The organism is Cohnella sp. GCM10020058 (assembly GCF_042683485.1).
Taxonomy (GTDB): Bacteria; Bacillota; Bacilli; order Paenibacillales; family Paenibacillaceae; genus Cohnella.
The window spans coordinates 82,606-100,421 of sequence record NZ_JBHUJV010000009.1 but is presented as its reverse complement, the minus strand read 5'-3'; the positions used below and the strand labels follow the sequence as shown (position 1 = coordinate 100,421).

The window sequence follows — 17,816 nt, the reverse complement described above, 5'->3', positions numbered from 1 at the left end:
AAAGCTCCGGCATGAAGATTTCGCGCTTCATTGCCCGCGAATGGCCGCCTAATTTATACTTTCCGATCTTTCAAAATAAAACAGGCCCTGCACCGCTTCCGGCACAAGACCTGTTTTGCTTATGCAGTCACTTAAATTACCTCAACCTCGATTCCCAACATACCCGCCGTGCGCTTGATTTCCGCCGCCTTGTTGCCGACGCCCAGTGCGAAGTGATGGGTCGGGCCTGCGCTGCACCACTGCTCGACGAACGTCGCGACCGGACGGCCGAAGCTGCAGCGGGTGTTGGTGTTGCCGGTCTGCGGGATCGGCCCCTTGATCGACTCGCCCTCGGCGACGATCATCTTGTAGCGGCCCTGCGCCGTCTGCCCGATGCTGAGCAGCGTGACCGGACCGGCCTGAATGCTGAACTCGACGCCGATGCCGGAGCCGCGCTTGCCGTGGAACAGCTCAAGCCCCCGAATGACCGGGCGATCGTCCGCGATCTTGATGTTGTGCGGTCCATCGTGACCGACAAGTACGATATCGTCCTTGAAGTCGCACGGGTGCAGCTCGGCAAAGGAACCTCCGGCATCGAGCCGATCCATGATGAGCATGGCCGCGCATGTCTTGAGGTCGGCTTCGCCCGCGAGCGGAATGCCCTTGCCCGTCAGGAGGGAGTTGCCGAGCACCATATTCGAGCCGATGCGCTCATACTCGTTGTCGTCGATTCCCTTGTAATAGTAGGCAAGGCCGGTCAGTCCGAATTCCTCCACGAGCTTGTCGAGACCGACCGCAACCTTGGCGGACCAGGCCAGATCCTCGGGCTTGATCGGCCGCGTGACCGGATCGATGAACGGATCGGACACGGTAAATATACTATGAATCTCCTCGAGTTTGGCATCGATCTCCTGCTGCGTAGCGGAAGCCACGGTTTTTGCCAGATCGCACATTTCAAGCATCTGCACATGCGCGCCGAACGATGCCGTGAACGCGGTCGGATCGGAGTTCATGTCGTACATGCCTTCGTACGTATGCCCGAGGTAGCCGATCCGCGCGTACTTGAACGCGCGCCGCGCATTCGCCGCCCGGCACCACGATTGCAGCTCCGCCGTAGCCGCAGGGTCGTCGTACAACGTGCCGACGATCATGCCTGCCGCCGGCCGTCCTGCCCGCACGAGCACACCAGCGATCTCCGGCAACGAACAGATGTTGTCGTTGGCCAGCTGCATATAGGTGGTCGTGTTCGTGTAGTCCAGTCGCTGCCTCGGCTGCAAGGCGACGAGCACGGTCGGCACCGACAAGCCGATGATCGGCGTCGCTGCCGTCGAAGACGTGACGTACGTGCTAAGGAAGCTGAACAGCATGTCGACGTCTTGCTTCTTTAAATACTCGGTCGCCGCAAACGCCTTGTCCACCGTATCGACGAACCCTGCGCTGACGACCTCGACGTCCATCTCGCGAAGCCGGTTTTCAAATTCCTGCCCGTAGCCGGCAAGCTCCTCTCTCAATCCAGGGAACTGTTCCCAATACGGTTCGTGCCCCACCGTCATGACGCCGACACGAGCGCGCGCTCGTTGGAAATTTTTTGACATATGATGTTGCCTCCTCTTCGCCTTGAAAATCTCTTTTCTTAATCGTAGGGAATCAAGCGAAAAGGGACAATGAAGTAACCAACTCATTTTGGAGTTATTCTACGATTATTTTAGAAAAAGAATGATTGAAACGGAAGGAATGATTGACTGACCTTGACCTTCAAAAACTGCCCTCCATTGTATTTAGGTTCCCCAGGCTGCGGTATTTTTCTGATAAGTAAGCGTTACCATTCTATTATGCATGGGCGCTTGATAGATTTTTTCTCTTATCCTTTTCATTACAGATGCTCAATCATTTGCTAAATTCCCGCGGTACATATAGTTCTCAGGAAAAAGAGAACAGCATACATAACTCACGCTAAGGCGAATCGCCGGTTTGCTTGCAAATTGCTTGCAAATTGCTTCCAAGTTGCTTGCAATCGGTTCTATGGAAATCGTTAAATTTTTAACATCTAAATAATGGCATAAATAAGTTATAAACCCATACATACACCTCAAATAATCGAACAAAGATTTAGAGTAATATTACGATTGGTGCTATACTAAAAGTGCGTGTCGAGAGAGGAAGGAAGCTGCAGCGGACGCGAAAAAGGGGGAAAAAGGGCGATGATCGAGCCGGTGGCGATTTATTACGAGCATTGCGAGCCGGGGTGGCAGGTGCCGCGGTCGCGGACGAACAACCTGATCGCGGTGCTGGTGACGGAGGGACGGGCGGTGTTTGAGACGGAGCAGGGGATTTTTAAGCTGAGCCGTGGGGATATGCTGTTTATGCCCAGGGGCCTCGAGCGCAGTGCGGTCAATTCGCCCGAAGAGGCACACGAGATGTACGTCGCGCATTTTCACTATGCGGGGGAAGGTGAAGGCGAAGGGCTGCCGCTGTTGACTGCGTCGGAGGCGCGGGTCGCGAAGCCTCACAACTACGACTATGTGCGCAACCGCTTCGCCGCGCTCGTCCAATACTGGCTGCGGCAGTCGCCCTGCCGGCCGGCGCTTTGCCATGCCGCGCTGCTGGAGCTGCTCGCGTTATTCGCGGAGGCTTCCGAGTCCGCCGCATCGCAGGGCGCAGCCTCGGGACTTGTCTACCGGCTCGAAGCGTATATTCTGCTTCATTACCGCAGGACGATCACGGTCGGCGAGCTCGCCGCGCATGTCGGCAAGACGCCGAACTACGTCAGCGCGCTGTACCGCCAATCGACGGGCCGCACGCTGACGGACTATATGCAGCAGATCCGGATCGCGTCCGCCTGCGACCTGCTGCTCACCTCGCAGATGAACATCGGAGAGATTTCGGATTATCTTGGTTTCTGCGAGCAATCGTACTTCAACAAGGTGTTCAAAAAAATAACCGGCACCCTGCCGTCCGCATACGTGCGGCACAAGGTGGACCGGTCCGAGATAGATGGCGAGGGCGATTAGGCTCTCGTCAGCGCCTTCATGGTTTCGGTTTGAGACTGCTGCATTTGCTGGATCATTTGTTGGATTTGCTGAATCATCTGCTGTATCTGCTGCTGTATCTGCTGCTGTATCTGCTGCTGTTGGTCCGCTTGCCCGGACGCCTCGGCTTCCTTCCCGGAAGCAGCCGCTTGCTGCTTCAACGCTTCCGCGTCCTTGGCCATCTGTCCGATCTGCGCCTGCTGCGCTGTGAGCTTCTGCTGCGAGAGCGCGAGCGCATTGTTCGTCGCGTTGCCCAAGGCATCGTTGACCGCCTGATAAGCGTCGTTGCTCAGCATAATTCCGATCCCGCCCGCCAAACCCGCCACGAACAACCCCGCCGCTTTTAACACCGTCTTCTTGTTCATTTTAATGACCCCTCCCGTTGGGAATCCTATGACTTCATTGTATTCGATATGCAGTCGGGATTCTGTGATGCGCGCTACATAATGGAAAAGATTTTCGGCGTATGGCGGCCCGGTTCGAAATTTGCCTCGTAATCCGATAAAATAAAACAATGCAGAAAAATCCGGAAACGAGGTCGTCCTATTGAAGAGCGGAAACAAACAGTCTGTTTTATTAAAGAAAGTGCTTCGCGCGCTTGCCGTAATAATCGGCGCGTTTATAACGGCTTATGGCCTTGAAGCGGTACTGATTCCGAACAACGTATCCGACGGCGGCGTCACCGGTCTAAGCATCGTGGGCTCGGAGCTGATCGGGCTGCCGCTGGGCCTGTTGATCGCCGTTTTGAATATCCCGTTTATTTTTCTCGGCTACAAGCAGATCGGTAAAAGCTTCGCGATCAACTCCGTGCTCGGCATTGCATCGCTCGCCATCGGCACGATCACGATGCATCACATCAAGCCGATTCTCGAAGGCGATACGCTGCTGGTAACCGTAGTAGGCGGCATCATCATCGGCTTCGGCATGGGTCTGGCGTTGCGGAATGGCGGCGCGCTCGACGGGATCGACATGCTGGCCGTACTGCTGTCCCGCAAGCTGCCGTTCGGCACCAGCGACCTGATCCTGTTCCTGAACGCATTCGTGTTTATCGTCGTCTCGACCGTATTCGGCCTGCAAGGCGCGATTATGTCGGGGATCGCCTACTACATCGCCTCCAAGGTGATACATATCGTCGAAGAAGGCTTAAGCGGAGCCAAGACGTTCAAGATCATTTCCAAATACCCCGAGGCCATGGTCGAGACGATCCGCGACCGTTTGGGACGCGGCGCCACCTACAACATAGTAGAGGGCGGGTACTCGAACGAGCAGTTCAAGGAAATCACCTGCGTCATCAACCGGCTCGAAGAAAGCAAAATGAAAGAAATCATTTACGAAATCGACCCGAGCGCTTTTGTCATGGTGTACGACGTGGCCGAGGTAAAGGGCGGCAACTTCAAAAAGCACGATATTCACTAAGATCCGAAATTCCATTCGCGCCGAACGCCTATCGATGGCTCATCCGACAACCGTTTCTATGGTCATCTGACTGCCATTTCTATGGCCATCTGACTGACGTTTCTCTGGCTCATCTGACTGCCGTTTCTGTGGTCATCTGTCAGCCGTTCCCATGATCATCCCACAGCCATGCCGGTGGGTCGGCCGACCGCCATTCCGGTGGCCCGGCCGATCTTCGCCCGCGTCGTCCCCTTGCTATAATGCCTGCAAATATACATCTTTTTTCGCCGGGGTCGGCCTTTTTGGACAGAAAAGATGCAAAAACGCAGGTATTTTCCTCCATCAACTCGATTTGCAGCATGTGAATTGAATTTACCTGCAGCATCTGCATCTTTTCCATCGCGAGTCGTTGGTACGAAGAAAATACCTGTACAAGTGCAGGCTTTTCGACCCGCAACCCATCTGAAAAGCTCCAGCATGCCGAATGCGCGCTTACTTGCATACGGATCGCCGCTAAATTTAATAAAACCCGTCAGGGAGCGCCCTGGCGGGTTTTTCGTTTCCGCATACCGCGCTCTTATCGCTTGCAGCACGCTCTGCCGCCCTCGTCGCTCCAGTAATTATGCTATTATCGCTTGCATCGGCGCCATACCTCCGAGAAACTCCGCCCCTCCGAACGTGCTCACGCTTACCATCCTACCTATCCCCGCCATACAGGTAAAAAGGGATGAAACAGCCCACGCTGCTTCATCCCTTTTTACTTCCGTATCGTATGACGCGCTCCAATCCTTAGGTGTTGGCGCCGGTGGCGCTGCCGCTCGTCGAGTTGGTCGTGCCGCTTCCACTGGTGCCGTTGGTGCTGTTCGTGCCGCCAGCCGAGCCGCTCGTGCCGCTTGTACCGTTCGTACCGCTCGCGCCATTAGCACCGTTCGTGCCATTAGCAGCACCGTTCGTGCCATTAGCACCGTCCCTGCCTTGGCCGCCCATGCCCCGGCCGCCGCCGAAGCCGCCGCGACCGCCGCCCATGCCGCCCATCTCGCCGCCGCCGGTCGTGATGCCGGACTCGTTGACATAGGTCGTCTTCTCGCCGAGCTCGAACGTGACGACTTTAGTCGTGCCGGCCTGGCCGCCGCCCGTATATAGACCGTCCTTGGCCGTGCCGCCAGTGGTGCCGCCCGTGGAGATCGTATAGCTCTCGCCGGCCTTCAGATCTGGCGTTGAGTAAACAAACGTCTGGAACGTCTTGGCCGGTGCGAAGGTCGCGACCGCGTTGCCATCGCTGTCCGTCAGCGTGACCAGCGTGCCCGCATCAAGCATGCTCGGGAAAGTCATGAGCAGCGAGACCTGCTTCGAATCCTCGGAAGGCGCTTGCGCCATGCCTGCTGCGCCGGCCGCGATCAACGTGCCGCCGGATTGTTCGAATGTGCCGTCATAGTCGAGTGCGCCGTTGCCGCTGTTGGTCGGGCCGTTGACGACAGCCGTACCGCCGGTCATGACGACCGAGCCGTTGGAGTCGAGGCCGTCACCGTCCGCATCGACGTAGATATAGCCGCCGGAGATCGTGAGCAGCGCTTCCGCGGTGCCCGCGGATGCATTGACGCCGTCGTCGCTCGACTTGACGTGCGTCTCGCCGCCCGAGATCGTGATGCTCGCGCTCTCGATGCCTTCGTAGCTCTTTGTAATGTCGATCGTGCCGCCCGAGATCGTGAGCGACGTATCGCCGTGAATCCCGTCATCGCCGGTCGACAGGCTGAACGTGCCGCCCGAGATGCCGATATTGGCATTGCTGTGGATCGCGTCATCCCCCGCATCGATGGCGAACGTGCCGCCTGCGATCGCCAGGTCGCCGCCTGCCTTCAAGCCCTTGGCGCTCGTGGACTCCGTCTCTTCCGTCGCCGCACCGCTCGTCTCGTCCGCGTCGTTCCCGCTCTTGTCGGTCGAGCCCGAAGCCGTCGTAGTCGAACCTGTACTTCCCGTAGCCGAACCCGTATCTCCCGAGGCCGTCGCCGTCGCGCCGCTTGTAGGCGGCGTTTGCGCCGGATCGGTCACGCCGCTCGAGCCCGGTCCTTGTCCGTCCGTAGGCGGCGCCGGCGGCTGCTGTCCGTCCGCAGGCATCTGTCCGTCCGCCGGAGGCTGCGGCATCTGACCGTCCCCGCCCTGCCAGTTGCCCGGCCCGCCGCCGAATCCGCCGCCTCCGAACCCGCCCGGACCTTCCTCCGCATGCGTCTTCGTCGAATTCGCCGCGCCGCCGCCCGTTACGATGTCGAACTTGCCGTCCGCCACCAGCAGCGCCGTTTCCGCTTGAATACCGTCGTTTGCTGCCGTAATCTTGAACGTGCCGTTTGCGATGGCGACAAAGCCCTTGTCCGCATCCTTGTCATTGGTCGACTTGATGCCGTCGCCTGCCGCGTCGATCGTGATGTCGCCGTCCTTAATCGCAACCGCGTCCTTGCCGATCAGACCGTCGTCCGCCGACTTGACCGCGATCGTGCCGCTGACGATTTTCAGATCGTCGTTGGACTTCACGGCGTCGTTGAAGTTGCCGGTTACGGTCAGCTTGCCGGTACCGTTAAACGTCAGGTCGTCCTTGCTGTAGATCGCGGCCGTCGGCGCTCCATCGGAAGTATCCGCGTAGGTCGTGCCGTCGGTCACCGTATTCTCCGTATCTTCCGCAAGCGTCACGACCGTCTTGTCGGCCGACTTCACGTAAATAGCCGTGCCGTTCTTGTTCGTGATGTCCGCGCCGTTCAACACCAGGCGCACCACGTCGCTGTCGCCCGCTTCGACGACGATCTGGCCGTCATCCAGCGTGCCGCTCAGCACGTAAGTTCCCGCCGCCGTGATCTTCACCGCGCCGCCCTGGGCCGTCGCGCCCGATCCGGTCACAGTCGCCGCGCCGCCGTTCAGCGCGATCGTCGTCGCGCCGTCCGCCGTCCACGTCGCCGTCGTATCCGTCTCGTCGAACGTCACCTTGTCGTCCAGGTTCACGCTGGCCAGCGTGATCCCCGTCCCCGACGACGCGGACGATGCGGCTGCCGCCTGGACCGTGCCGGCGGATGCGGCGCCGGCCGCGTCCGAAGATTTTGCGCTGCAGCCTGCCGCCAGCATGGCGGCGAGCAGCGCGATGGCGATGGCTTTTGCTTTGTGCGAATGCTTCATAAGATTCCCTCTTCTCGGTTAAGATGATGATGCTGATGCGTAGCGTCTTGCGCGCCTCTAACAACGACTTGCTTAATACTCCTGCACGACCGGGTTCATCGTAAGCGTGATATCCAGATTGCCATTGCGGGTGCGAACGGCATCCAGCAGCTCCTTCTGACTGGTCTGCGGCCCGATCTGGACCGCATACACGAGCTCATACAGACTGCCGAGCTCCGTCGTCCGTACCTTCTTCAGCTCGTAGCCGACGCCGAACTTCCGAAAGATTTCATCGAACGCTTCTTCATAGCCCAGATTCTCGGGAATCGTGACCTTCAGCAGCTTGGTCTGCGCCTTGTTCGCGCCGAAGTTCACTGCCTTGAGCACGAACATCAGGAGGCACAGGCACACCGTGAACAGCGCCGCGTAGCCGTAAGCCCCGACGCCGCAGGCCAGGCCCGCCGCCATCGAGAACAGCACGTAGGAGATATCCTTCGAGTCTCCCGGCGCGCTTCGGAACCGGATGATCGAGAAGGCGCCCGCCAGGCTGAACGCCCGGGCGATGTTGCTGCCGATCAGGAGGATGATGATCGCGACGATCGTGGGCAGGACCATCATCGTGAGCGTGAAGCTCGGGGAGTAAGCGACCTGCGTTCTCATATAAGTAAAGCTGATGATGCCCCCGAGCAGGATGGCGATGCCGAAAGTAAGCAGCGCATGGGTGACGGTCAGTTCCGCATCCGCGGCGACCGTGCTGAAGATTGACTCGATCATAGCAGAATTCTCTCCCTTTCCATTTGCGTCCGTTCCATGGCGTCTGCATCGATCCCGCCGGCGCCTGTTGCGTACAGTTCCGGCACCTTGCCTGCGTAGCGGATCGATTTCTTGTATTCGTTGCCGTACTTGCTGAAGCCCGTCCGGTACATCGACAGCTCCGACAGCAGCCTCGACAGCCACACCGGCACCGTTTTCTCCGCCTTCACTTCCATCAGCCATTGGCCCTTCTCCATCAGCTGGTCGCCGTAGTCGCCGGCCTCCAGCGCCAGATCGTACCGCCGCGACCGGATGTTCGTATCGAACGTAATCCGCAGATCCCGGCCGTCCTTCGCGAACATCGCGATCCGGTCGTACGCCAGATACGTCATCGGCACCAGCTCGTACCGCGACAGGAAATACTCGATCTCCGCGATCACCTGCTTGTTCATTCCCTCGCGGAAGGCCGGCGGCCGGCCCGTCCGGACGAATTCGTACGCTTCGCCGAGCCTCAGCGACGTCCGGCGCTTGTTCACGAGGCCGAACACCTTTTTTTTCAGCTCCAGGTACACCTTCGCGTCCGGCTCCGGCACGCCGTAAGCCCGGATCCGCAGCTTTTCCCGATACTTCGGCTTCGAGAGGCTTGTGCGGATCAGCGTGTGCTGAGGGGTATCGTAATAAAGGTTGCTGATCGAGTAAAATTTGTTGTCCCTGTTGTACGCGTCGAGGTCCATGTATTCCGTCAGGCGGTTGTAGATGCCGTAGAAGGCTTTCGTGTCCATCAGATATTTGTTCTCGTAGCGGTTAAAAACTTCGATCGCCATGCGCCCGCGCTCCCTTCCTTGTCGGCGACTGCCTCGCCCTTCCATGACTCAAGCTTAGCGGCGGAACCTTTAACGAATCTTAAATTGTAAACGCAGTGTAAAAACTTCTTGTCCGGCGCCCCGCAGTGGTACGATTAAGGTTGATTAAAGGTTCTCTCCCTACAATTAAGGGCAAGACGATAGACGAAGGGGTTCGTACAACCATGAGGATACTGATCGTAGAGGACGAGGTGCACCTGGCTGAGGCGCTCTCGCAGATTCTTCGCAAAAACCACTACTCCGTAGACACCGTACACGACGGACAGTCGGGGCTGGACAACGCGCTGAGCGGCATCTACGACCTGCTGCTGCTCGATATCATGCTGCCGGAGATGGACGGGATTCAGGTGCTGCGGACGCTCCGCGAGCAAGGCGTGCAGACGCCCGTCATCATGCTCACCGCAAAGGGAGAGACTGACGACAAGATCGCGGGGCTCGACTACGGGGCCGACGACTATATCGCCAAGCCGTTCGTTACGGGCGAGCTGCTGGCGCGGATCCGGGCGGCGCTGCGACGCAAGGGCGAGGCGGTCATCCCGGACGACGGGCTGCGGTTCGGCGATCTCGAGCTCAACACGTCGACGCTCAAGCTGTCGTGCAAGGGCAAGGAGCTCAAGCTGATCCTGAAGGAAAGCGAGCTGCTGGAGCTGCTGATCTCGCGCAAGCAAGCGGTGACGAGCAAGGAGCAGATCATCGAGAAGCTGTGGGGCTTCGATTCGGACGCAGAGCACAACAACGTGGAGGTCTACATCTCCTTTTTGCGGAAAAAACTGACCTTCCTGAACGCGTCGGCGCGCATAAGCACGATACGGGGCGTCGGGTACGTACTGGAGGCGGCGGACTGATGTTCAACCGGCTGCGCAATCGGTTCCTTCTTATGAACATGGTCATCATCACGATCATCATGCTGGTCGCATTTACGTCCATTTACGTCATCACGTATCAGAATACGAACCGGGACATCAACATGGAGCTGCACCGCGTGGCGGACTTCTACCACAAGGGCGACGGTATAAACGGCGGCAAGCCGCGGCAGGGGCAAGACGGCAACCGGCCTCCGCAGCAGATGGACGACGGCGGAATGGGTCCGTTTGCGGAGCGCTCCGTCTCGTTCGCACTGCGGACGGACGACGCATGGAGCCTCGTCTCTACGGATTCCCGGTACGACATGGACGACGAATTCTATGCCGCTGCCTTGAAGAAAGCCAAGGCCAAGCCCGTGGACAGCGGACGCTTCACGCTAAGCGATACGCGGTGGGCGTACAGCGTGGAGCCCGGTCCGTCGGGATACACGGTGTCCTTTATGGACGTGACTGCCCAGCAGAAGATCCTCACGAATCTCGTTTACACCTTCTCCGCGGTCGCGCTCGTCATGCTGGCAGTTATCTATGGCACGAGCCGCTACTTCGCGGGACGCTCGATCGCGCCCGTGCGGGACGCCTTCGACAAGCAGAAGCGGTTCATCGCCGACGCCTCCCACGAGCTGAAGACGCCGCTCGCCGTCATCAACACCAACGCCGACGTGCTGCTCGCGAACGAAGGCGATACGATCGCCTCGCAGGCGAAGTGGCTGCACCATATCAAGTCGGAGACCGAGCGCATGAAGACGCTGACCAACGACCTGCTGTATCTGACCGAAATGGAGGATGCCCGCGCGCGGACGATCTTCGTGCCGTTCGACGTCAGCGATGCCGTGGAGGGCGTGCTCCTGACGATGGAGGCCGTCATCTTCGAGCAGGATCTTGCGCTCGCTTACGACATCGAGCCCGGCCTAACCGCCGTCGGCAGCGCCGAGCAGCTCAAGCAAGTCGTCATGATCCTGCTGGACAACGCCGTCAAGTACAATGAGCCGGGGGGCGAGATTTCGCTGACGCTGCGCAAGCAGCATCATCAGGTCCAGCTTGCGGTCTCGAACACCGGGGCCGGCATTCCGGCGGAGCATGTGGACCGCATTTTCGACCGCTTCTACCGCGCCGACGCGTCTCGTTCGCGCAAGCAGGGCGGCTACGGCCTCGGCCTTGCCATTGCCAAGTCAATCGTCGAGCAGCACCGCGGACGGATATCCGTCAGGAGCGCGCCCGGCGAGCGGACGACGTTCACGGTGACGCTCCCGCTGGAAACAAAAAAATAAGCCCGCCGCTAGGAGTTTCGCGGGGCTTTGTCGAATTTTGCACGTTATGACACGAAAACCGCTCTCCACTCGCCAATATATCGCCGTCGCCGCGCTTTTCTTCGCCGTCCTTCTGGGCCTCAGATGGTCCTGGACCCATCTCTTTTTCCCGATCGAGCATCCCGTCATCGAGAACGGCGTGCTCGATCTGCGCGGCGTCGACCTGGAAGCCACTCGCCCGTTCGCGCTGGACGGCGAGTGGCTGTTCTACCCTTCCCGCTTCCTCACCGAGGACGAAGCCAGGGCGGAGACGTATGCGTCCCGTCCTATTCAAGTGCCGGGAGACTGGCGGAGCGCGCTGGACGCCCATGACGGAGCGCCCTCCTACGGCTATGGCACCTACAGGCTGCGCATCCTGACCGATCCGCTTCGGAAGCCGGTCACGGCTTGGCTCAACCGCGTCCAGTCCGCAACCGTCGTGTCGATGAACGGCTTTTCGGAGGGGTCGATCGGCCGGGTGGGCGCGACCAAGGAGACCTATGTGCCCGAGAGCATCTCCTTCACCTCGACCTACGACGCAGTCGGCGTGACGCAGATCGACCTGCTCGTGCAGGTGTCCAACTTCGACCATCCCTTGCGCGGAGGCTTCACCCGTTCCGTGCTGTTCGGCGCGCAGTCTTCGATCGACTTCATCAGATGGTATTCGATCGGCTTCCAGATGATCACCTTCGTCGTGCTGATGCTCCACGGCTTCTACGCCTTCATCCTGTATTTGCTCAACCGGGGCAACCGGACGTTCCTGCTCTTCAGCCTGCTCACGCTCGCCGCCGGCCTGACCGTGACTTCAGACCATGACAACCTGCTCATGCTCTGGCTGCCGTTCGACTTCGCCTGGGGGCTCAAGATCCGGCTTTTCTCTTACATGTGGCTGTCCTACTTGATTCTCTTGCTATACAAGCGGTTCCTGCCGGAGCCCCCGTGGAAAGCAGGCTCCCGCATCTTCGCCTCTGCACTGTGCGCCTACACGGCTTTTGTCGCAATTGCGCCAGCCTCTTGGGTGTATATCTCGCGCCACTATTTCTTGTTTGGCGCCTTCTATCTCCTGCCGTTCGCGAGAATGGCCTGGCTCATCGTCCGGATGTACGTCCGCAGGCGCAGCGAGGAAGGCTCCGTCTTCCTCATGGCTGCGGGCTTGGCTGTGCTGTCGAGCGTCGTCTGGGGCATAATCGGCTTTACGCCCATGTACTATCCGGTCGACGTCATCGTGGCGATCATCGGCTTCTCGGCTTACTGGTTTCAGGTCTACTTCCGCAACGCCAGGGAGAACGCGCAGCTCAACGAACGTCTACGGGCCGCCGACAAGCTGAAGGACGAATTTCTCGCCAACACCTCACATGAGCTGCGCACGCCGCTGCACGGCATCATGAACATCGCGGAAACCGTGATGGCCAAGGAGCGCAGCCGTCTCAGCGAAGGCTCGCTGCAGGACATGGACCTGCTCGTCGGCGTCAGCCGGCGCATGTCGCATCTGCTGAACGACCTGCTTGACGTCGCCCGGCTGCAGGACGGCGGGGTCAAGCTGCAGATCGCACCGCTGCGGATCCAGTCGATCGTCCCTGGCGTACTGGACATGCTGGGCTTCCTCGCGGAGAGCAAGACCGTCCGGCTGCGGTCGGACATCCCCGAGACGCTGCCGGCCGTCCTCGCGGACGAGCAGCGCGTGGTGCAGATTCTGTACAACCTGCTGCACAATGCCGTCAAGTTCACCGACGAAGGCGACGTCATCATCGCCGCCGGGCTGCGGGGCGGACGCATCGTCGTCTCGGTGTCCGATACGGGCATCGGCATGGACAAGGAGACGCAGGACCGCATCTTCCGGCGCTACGAGCAAGGACCGGGCGACCATGGCGACGGCATCGGGCTCGGCCTCAGCATCTCCAGGCAGCTCGCCGAGCTGCACGGCGGCACGCTGACCGTGCGCTCCGCGCCGGGCGCGGGCTCGATGTTTAGGTTTGACCTGCCGGCGGCGGGAGCGTCGGGCGAGATCGCCACGGCTGCGGGAGTGGCGGATGAGATGGCTGCGGCTGCTGACACCGCGGGAGCGGCGGGCGAGATGGCCACGGCTGCAGACGCCGCGGGAGCGGCGGGCGAGATGGCCACGGCTGCTGACGCCGCGGGAGCGTCGGGCGAGATCGCTCCGGCTGCGGTGACGGGAGTGGCCGGTGAAATTGCTGCAGCGGGGACCGCGGGTGAGCCGGCTGCGGGAGCCGCGCAACGTCGTGGCATTGCACAATCCAGCGACAATGCGGGTTCCGGTGCGGCTGCATCGTTCGCCGGCATTCAAATCGGGCCGCATGCGCAGGGCTTCGTCGAAGCCCCTGCCTCCGCTCTGCTCGAGGCCCCGGAGGCGCGCGCGCGCATTCTCGCCGTCGACGACGACCCGGTGAACCTGAGCGTGCTCGCCGGCATCCTTTCGAGCGAGCCGTACGACATCTCGTACGCCCGTTCGGCGCAAGATGCCCTCGCCATGCTGGGAGCTCGACAGTGGGACCTGCTCGTCGCCGACGTAATGATGCCGCGCATGTCCGGCTACGAGCTGACGCGGACGGTCCGGGCGCGCTACGACGCCTCGGAGCTGCCGATCCTGCTCCTGACCGCGCGCAGCCAGCCTGCGGACATCTACGCGGGCTTCCAGGCCGGCGCCAGCGATTACGTCGCCAAACCGGTGGACGCTCCGGAGCTGCGCTACCGCATTCGCGCGCTCGTCGCGCTCAAGCGTTCGGCAAGCGAGCGCCTGCGCATGGAGGCCGCGTATTTGCAGGCCCAGATCCAGCCGCACTTCGTCGTCAACACGCTCAATTCAATCGTCGCCCTCGGCGAGACCGATCCGGACCGCATGCGCGGTCTGGGCCACGCCTTCGCCTCATTTCTCCGCATGAGCTTCGACTCGCTCAATACCGAGGAGCTGGTCGTGCTGTCCCACGAGATCGGGCTAACCGAAGCTTATCTATTCATCGAGCGCGAGCGCTTCCCCGACAGGCTGCAGGTCGTATGGGAAACGGAACCCGGTCTGGAGCCGTTCGTCCCGCCCCTATCGATCCAGCCGCTCGTCGAAAATGCGGTCAAGCACGGCGTACTCCGGCAGAGTGCGGGCGGTACCGTGCGCATCCGAATCCTTCGCGCCGACGGCCGCGTCCGGATCGAGGTCGGCGACGACGGCGTCGGCATGAGCGAAGAGCAGGCCAGGCTGGCGCTGACGCAGTCCGCACCGGGCCGCCGCGGCATCGGCCTGTACAACACGAACCGTCGGCTGAAGCGTCTGTATGGCGAAGGGCTTCGTATCGCCAGCCGGCCGGGTCTAGGGACGACCGTCTCTTTCGAGGTGCCGGAGCGCGCATCCCGCGGATAACAAGGTCCTCTATTGCTATGGACGGCTCAGTGGGATAATGGTTAAAAGGCAGTTATTTCGTGCGACGACAGGCCTTCTGGCCAAATTAAATGTCAAAGAGCAGTTATTTTCGTCCCGGAAGCCGCAATCGCGCGATACCGGAGGAATTAACTGCTCTTTGACACTTATCGGCTGCGTCGCAGGCAAGCACAAGCAGATTAGCTGCCTTTTAACACTTATCCGATACCTCTAACCGAACTTCGCCACGCACACGTTCGCACTATTATTTTCCTGGACAACTTGGTACTTCCGGACGACAGCATCTCACTCCCAGACACGACAGCAGCTCGCTCCCCTCTACCGCCCAGCACGCCCAGACACGACAGCAGCTCGCTCCCCTCTACCGCCCAGCACGCCCAGACACGACAGCAACTCGCTCCCCTCTACCGCCCAGCACGCCCAGACACGACAGTACCTCTCCCCCAACGGGGGTTTCCCCCCAACATCAAAAAGCCCGCGCCATCGGCGCGGGCTTCCATCTTGTCTTGCATACTCATTTTCTTCTCATTGCCGCAAGCGCAAGCTGCAGCGCTTCTAGTCCCGGCTCCGGATCTTCGCCAGCAGCCGGATAATCTCGAGGTACAGCCACACCAGCGTCACCAGCAGGCCGAACGCGCCGTACCACTCCATGTACTTGGGCGCGCCCTGTTGGGCCCCGTTCTCGATGAAGTCGAAGTCCAGCACAAGGTTAAGCGCCGCGATGATGACGATGAAGACGGAGATGCCGATGCCGAGCGGGGTGCTGTCGTGCAGATAAGGCACCGTCACGCCGAACATGCCGAGCACCCAGCTAAGCAGGTAGACGAGCATGATGCCCGCCGTCGCCGCGAATACGCCGAGCTTGAAGTTCTCGGTCGCCTTGATCAGCCTCGTCTTGTAAGCGAGCAGCAGTGCGATGAAGATGCCCATCGTGAGCAGGGCAGCCTGAAGCGTGATGCCGTTGTAGTAAGATTCATAACTCGCCGATATGGCACCCAGGAAGATGCCCTCTGCGATGGCGTATACAGGCGCGAGATACGGCGCCGTCTTCGGCACGAAGCTGATGATCAGCGCCAGCACGAATCCGAGGATCGCCCCGCCGACCGCGAACGGAATGATGTCCCCGCCGGCAAAGTAGTTGTTCCAGGCGACGAACGCGCCCGCCATCAGCAGGACGAGCATGATAAACGCCTTGTTCACCGTGCCGTCGATCGTCATCGTATCCCGGCCGTACCCCTGACCCTGCCTTTCAAAAGCCTTGTCGTTCAATGTTGGATTGCCGCTGCGCATCAAGTGCGATCCCTCCGCTTCTCTTTGCGAAGATTATAGCATGGGCCGTCATGCACTACCATTAAATTCCACAAAATTTCCACGTGGAACATCACGCACCCGCTTCAGCGACCCGGGCGACCCGCACCGCGTCCCGCCCGTCGCTCTTGGCCGCGTACAATGCAAGATCCGCCTGCTTCAACAGCCGTTTCAGCCTCATTTCCGCCCGCGAATCGGCAGGCGCGCCGTCATCTGCAGCTGCCGCAACCTCCGCCGCCGCCCACGCCCTTCCCGCGCCCTCCGACGTCGACGCGATGCCGAAGCTCGCCGTCATCCGCAACTGGCCGCCCGGCACGTCCAGCGCCTGCGCCGCCAGCTCCCGCCGGATGCGGTGCGCCGCGGACTCGGCTCTCACCGCGTTCAGTCCGGGCATCGCGATCGCGAACTCTTCGCCGCCGTAGCGGGCGAACAGATCGTCTGTCCGCAGCCCGCGGCGGCAGATGTCCGCAATATGGAGCAGCGCCTGGTCGCCGACGTCGTGTCCGTACGTATCGTTGATCCGCTTAAAATAATCGATGTCGAACAACACGATTGCCAACGGCTCGCCAGCCTCGTCCGCCTCCTCCAGCATCGCGGTGCCCAGGTTCATGAAGCGCGCCCGATTATAGACGCCGGTCAGATTGTCGTAATAAGCCATCTGCCTTAGCTGCTCCTGCAGCTGCACCCTTTGCGTGATGTCGATCAGAACGATGAGCTTGCCCGCGACCTGTCCGCCCGGATTGCGCACGACCGACGTCCGCACCTGATAATGGTAGGCGCGATCTTCGACCGTCCACGGGATCTCCCGGATGTCCGATCCGTCGGACACTCGCGCCATTCCCTCCCTGCCCGTGTCGGAAGCGAGCAAGCCGGCGCCCGTATGCAGCGCGAGGAGCCGGTCCAGCCGGTTGCCGATCTCCGTGGCGGTCAGCTCCGGGAGGATGTGCGCGGCTGCCGCATTGTAGTCGACCAGCCGGTCCTCCATGTCGAGCACGAGGACGCCGTCCCGCATGCTCTCGAACAGATTGTCCCGGGCGATCGGCACGACATGGAACAAGCCCCGGGAAGCGAGCGCCCACATATAGAATGCCGACGTGAGCGTCATGATGACGGGAATCGGGTCTACGCCGTCGGGCGTCAGGCCGCCGAGATAGAAGAAATCGCCGAGGAGCGGAAGGAGAAGGCCGATCAGCAGTGTCACGAGCTGAAACCTGTAAGCTTTTTTGCGACGCCACTGGACGATCAGCAGCGCAGCGCCGCCGATCATGCAGCCGAAGGTGTACGCGCCCGCGATGAGGTACCAGGGACCCGCAATGAGGTCCGCCTTGGGCGTGAGCGTATCCGGACGCAGCACGATATCCCGATAATATAGATGATGCAGCCCGTTCGTCAGGACGAGTACCAGGGTGATGACGGGGATAACGAAGAAGCCGATGCGCAGCGGCCGCTTCAGAAACTTTTCCATGCCAAGGAAGTACATGACCAGGAGCAGGTTGAGCGGCGGCAGAAACGGCAAGCCGAGATACTGGACTTTGATCCATAGCTTGATCTCTTCGAGCGAACCGGCGGACAGCTCCAGCGCGGAACCGAATGTATAAACGGACGCCAGCAAGCTGAAGGCGACGAACGTCTTGACCATCGATACCTTCGAGCGGCCGGACAGCGCATAGATGCCCATAAGCAAGTTGATGACGCCTGCCGTGATGATTAGCGTTAAGATGGCTGAATAGGGAGTTCCCATAGATGATTGTCTCCGTTAGCTCATGTTCGCCTGCCCAGCAAGGACAACCGCGATGCATAGGACTGGATATATT

The 17,816-nt window shown here is 60.3% G+C and carries 13 protein-coding genes; 5 read left to right on the top strand and 8 right to left on the bottom strand.

Features of this window, described 5'->3' with window-relative positions:
• Positions 1-131: 131 nt before the first annotated feature.
• Positions 132-1,574: an L-arabinose isomerase family protein gene (locus ACFSR7_RS16055; RefSeq protein ID WP_378163216.1), complete on the bottom strand. Its 1,443-nt coding sequence runs from the start codon at positions 1,572-1,574 to the stop codon at positions 132-134.
• Positions 1,575-2,180: 606 nt separating this feature from the next.
• Between ACFSR7_RS16055 and ACFSR7_RS16050 the strand changes: the two genes are divergently transcribed.
• Positions 2,181-2,990: a helix-turn-helix domain-containing protein gene (locus tag ACFSR7_RS16050; protein WP_378163214.1), complete on the top strand. Its 810-nt coding sequence runs from the start codon at positions 2,181-2,183 to the stop codon at positions 2,988-2,990.
• Here the strand turns inward: ACFSR7_RS16050 and ACFSR7_RS16045 are convergent.
• Positions 2,987-3,373 (bottom strand): hypothetical protein, encoded by a 387-nt coding sequence (locus tag ACFSR7_RS16045; RefSeq protein ID WP_378163212.1) that lies wholly within the window; start codon positions 3,371-3,373, stop codon positions 2,987-2,989. The genes ACFSR7_RS16050 and ACFSR7_RS16045 overlap by 4 nt on opposite strands.
• Positions 3,374-3,554: 181 nt before the next feature.
• On the opposite strand from ACFSR7_RS16045, the gene ACFSR7_RS16040 reads away from it, so the two are divergent.
• The gene (locus tag ACFSR7_RS16040) at positions 3,555-4,424 is read left to right on the top strand and encodes a YitT family protein (RefSeq protein WP_378163211.1); all 870 of its coding nucleotides are present in this window, start codon (positions 3,555-3,557) and stop codon (positions 4,422-4,424) included.
• A 155-nt stretch (positions 4,425-4,579) separates the two neighbouring features.
• On the opposite strand, the gene ACFSR7_RS16035 is transcribed toward ACFSR7_RS16040, so the two are convergent.
• The 4 genes from ACFSR7_RS16035 to ACFSR7_RS16020 all read right to left on the bottom strand — a co-directional run bounded on the left by ACFSR7_RS16035 (position 4,580) and on the right by ACFSR7_RS16020 (position 9,118).
• Positions 4,580-4,996: a hypothetical protein gene (locus tag ACFSR7_RS16035; protein WP_378163209.1), complete on the bottom strand. Its 417-nt coding sequence runs from the start codon at positions 4,994-4,996 to the stop codon at positions 4,580-4,582.
• Positions 4,997-5,192: 196 nt separating this feature from the next.
• Complete coding sequence (locus tag ACFSR7_RS16030; protein ID WP_378163208.1) at positions 5,193-7,562, bottom strand: carbohydrate-binding domain-containing protein; 2,370 nt, start codon at positions 7,560-7,562, stop codon at positions 5,193-5,195.
• Between the two features lie 72 nt (positions 7,563-7,634).
• Positions 7,635-8,315, bottom strand: a complete 681-nt coding sequence (locus ACFSR7_RS16025) for a DUF4956 domain-containing protein (RefSeq protein WP_378163206.1) — start codon at positions 8,313-8,315, stop codon at positions 7,635-7,637.
• Entirely contained in the window at positions 8,312-9,118 is an 807-nt protein-coding gene (locus tag ACFSR7_RS16020; RefSeq protein WP_378163204.1) for a polyphosphate polymerase domain-containing protein, read from the bottom strand. Before ACFSR7_RS16020 ends, ACFSR7_RS16025 begins: the two co-directional genes overlap by 4 nt.
• A gap of 203 nt (positions 9,119-9,321) precedes the next feature.
• Here ACFSR7_RS16020 and ACFSR7_RS16015 point away from each other — a divergent pair, with 203 nt between their 5' ends.
• The 3 genes from ACFSR7_RS16015 to ACFSR7_RS16005 are packed head-to-tail and all read left to right on the top strand — an operon-like array spanning position 9,322 to position 14,676.
• Positions 9,322-10,002: a response regulator transcription factor gene (locus ACFSR7_RS16015; protein ID WP_378163202.1), complete on the top strand. Its 681-nt coding sequence runs from the start codon at positions 9,322-9,324 to the stop codon at positions 10,000-10,002.
• Positions 10,002-11,288, top strand: coding sequence for a sensor histidine kinase (locus ACFSR7_RS16010; protein ID WP_378163200.1), 1,287 nt, complete (start codon positions 10,002-10,004; stop codon positions 11,286-11,288). The genes ACFSR7_RS16015 and ACFSR7_RS16010 overlap by 1 nt, the downstream gene beginning before the upstream one ends.
• 46 nt (positions 11,289-11,334) lie before the next feature.
• On the top strand, positions 11,335-14,676 hold the full coding sequence (locus ACFSR7_RS16005; RefSeq protein ID WP_378163198.1) for a hybrid sensor histidine kinase/response regulator: 3,342 nt from the start codon (positions 11,335-11,337) through the stop codon (positions 14,674-14,676).
• 573 nt (positions 14,677-15,249) lie between these two features.
• On the opposite strand, the gene ACFSR7_RS16000 is transcribed toward ACFSR7_RS16005, so the two are convergent.
• Together ACFSR7_RS16000 and ACFSR7_RS15995 are read right to left on the bottom strand one after the other, a co-directional pair.
• Positions 15,250-15,984: a Bax inhibitor-1/YccA family protein gene (locus ACFSR7_RS16000; protein WP_378163196.1), complete on the bottom strand. Its 735-nt coding sequence runs from the start codon at positions 15,982-15,984 to the stop codon at positions 15,250-15,252.
• A 91-nt stretch (positions 15,985-16,075) separates the two neighbouring features.
• Positions 16,076-17,743: a histidine kinase N-terminal 7TM domain-containing diguanylate cyclase gene (locus tag ACFSR7_RS15995; protein ID WP_378163194.1), complete on the bottom strand. Its 1,668-nt coding sequence runs from the start codon at positions 17,741-17,743 to the stop codon at positions 16,076-16,078.
• Positions 17,744-17,816 lie beyond the last annotated feature (73 nt).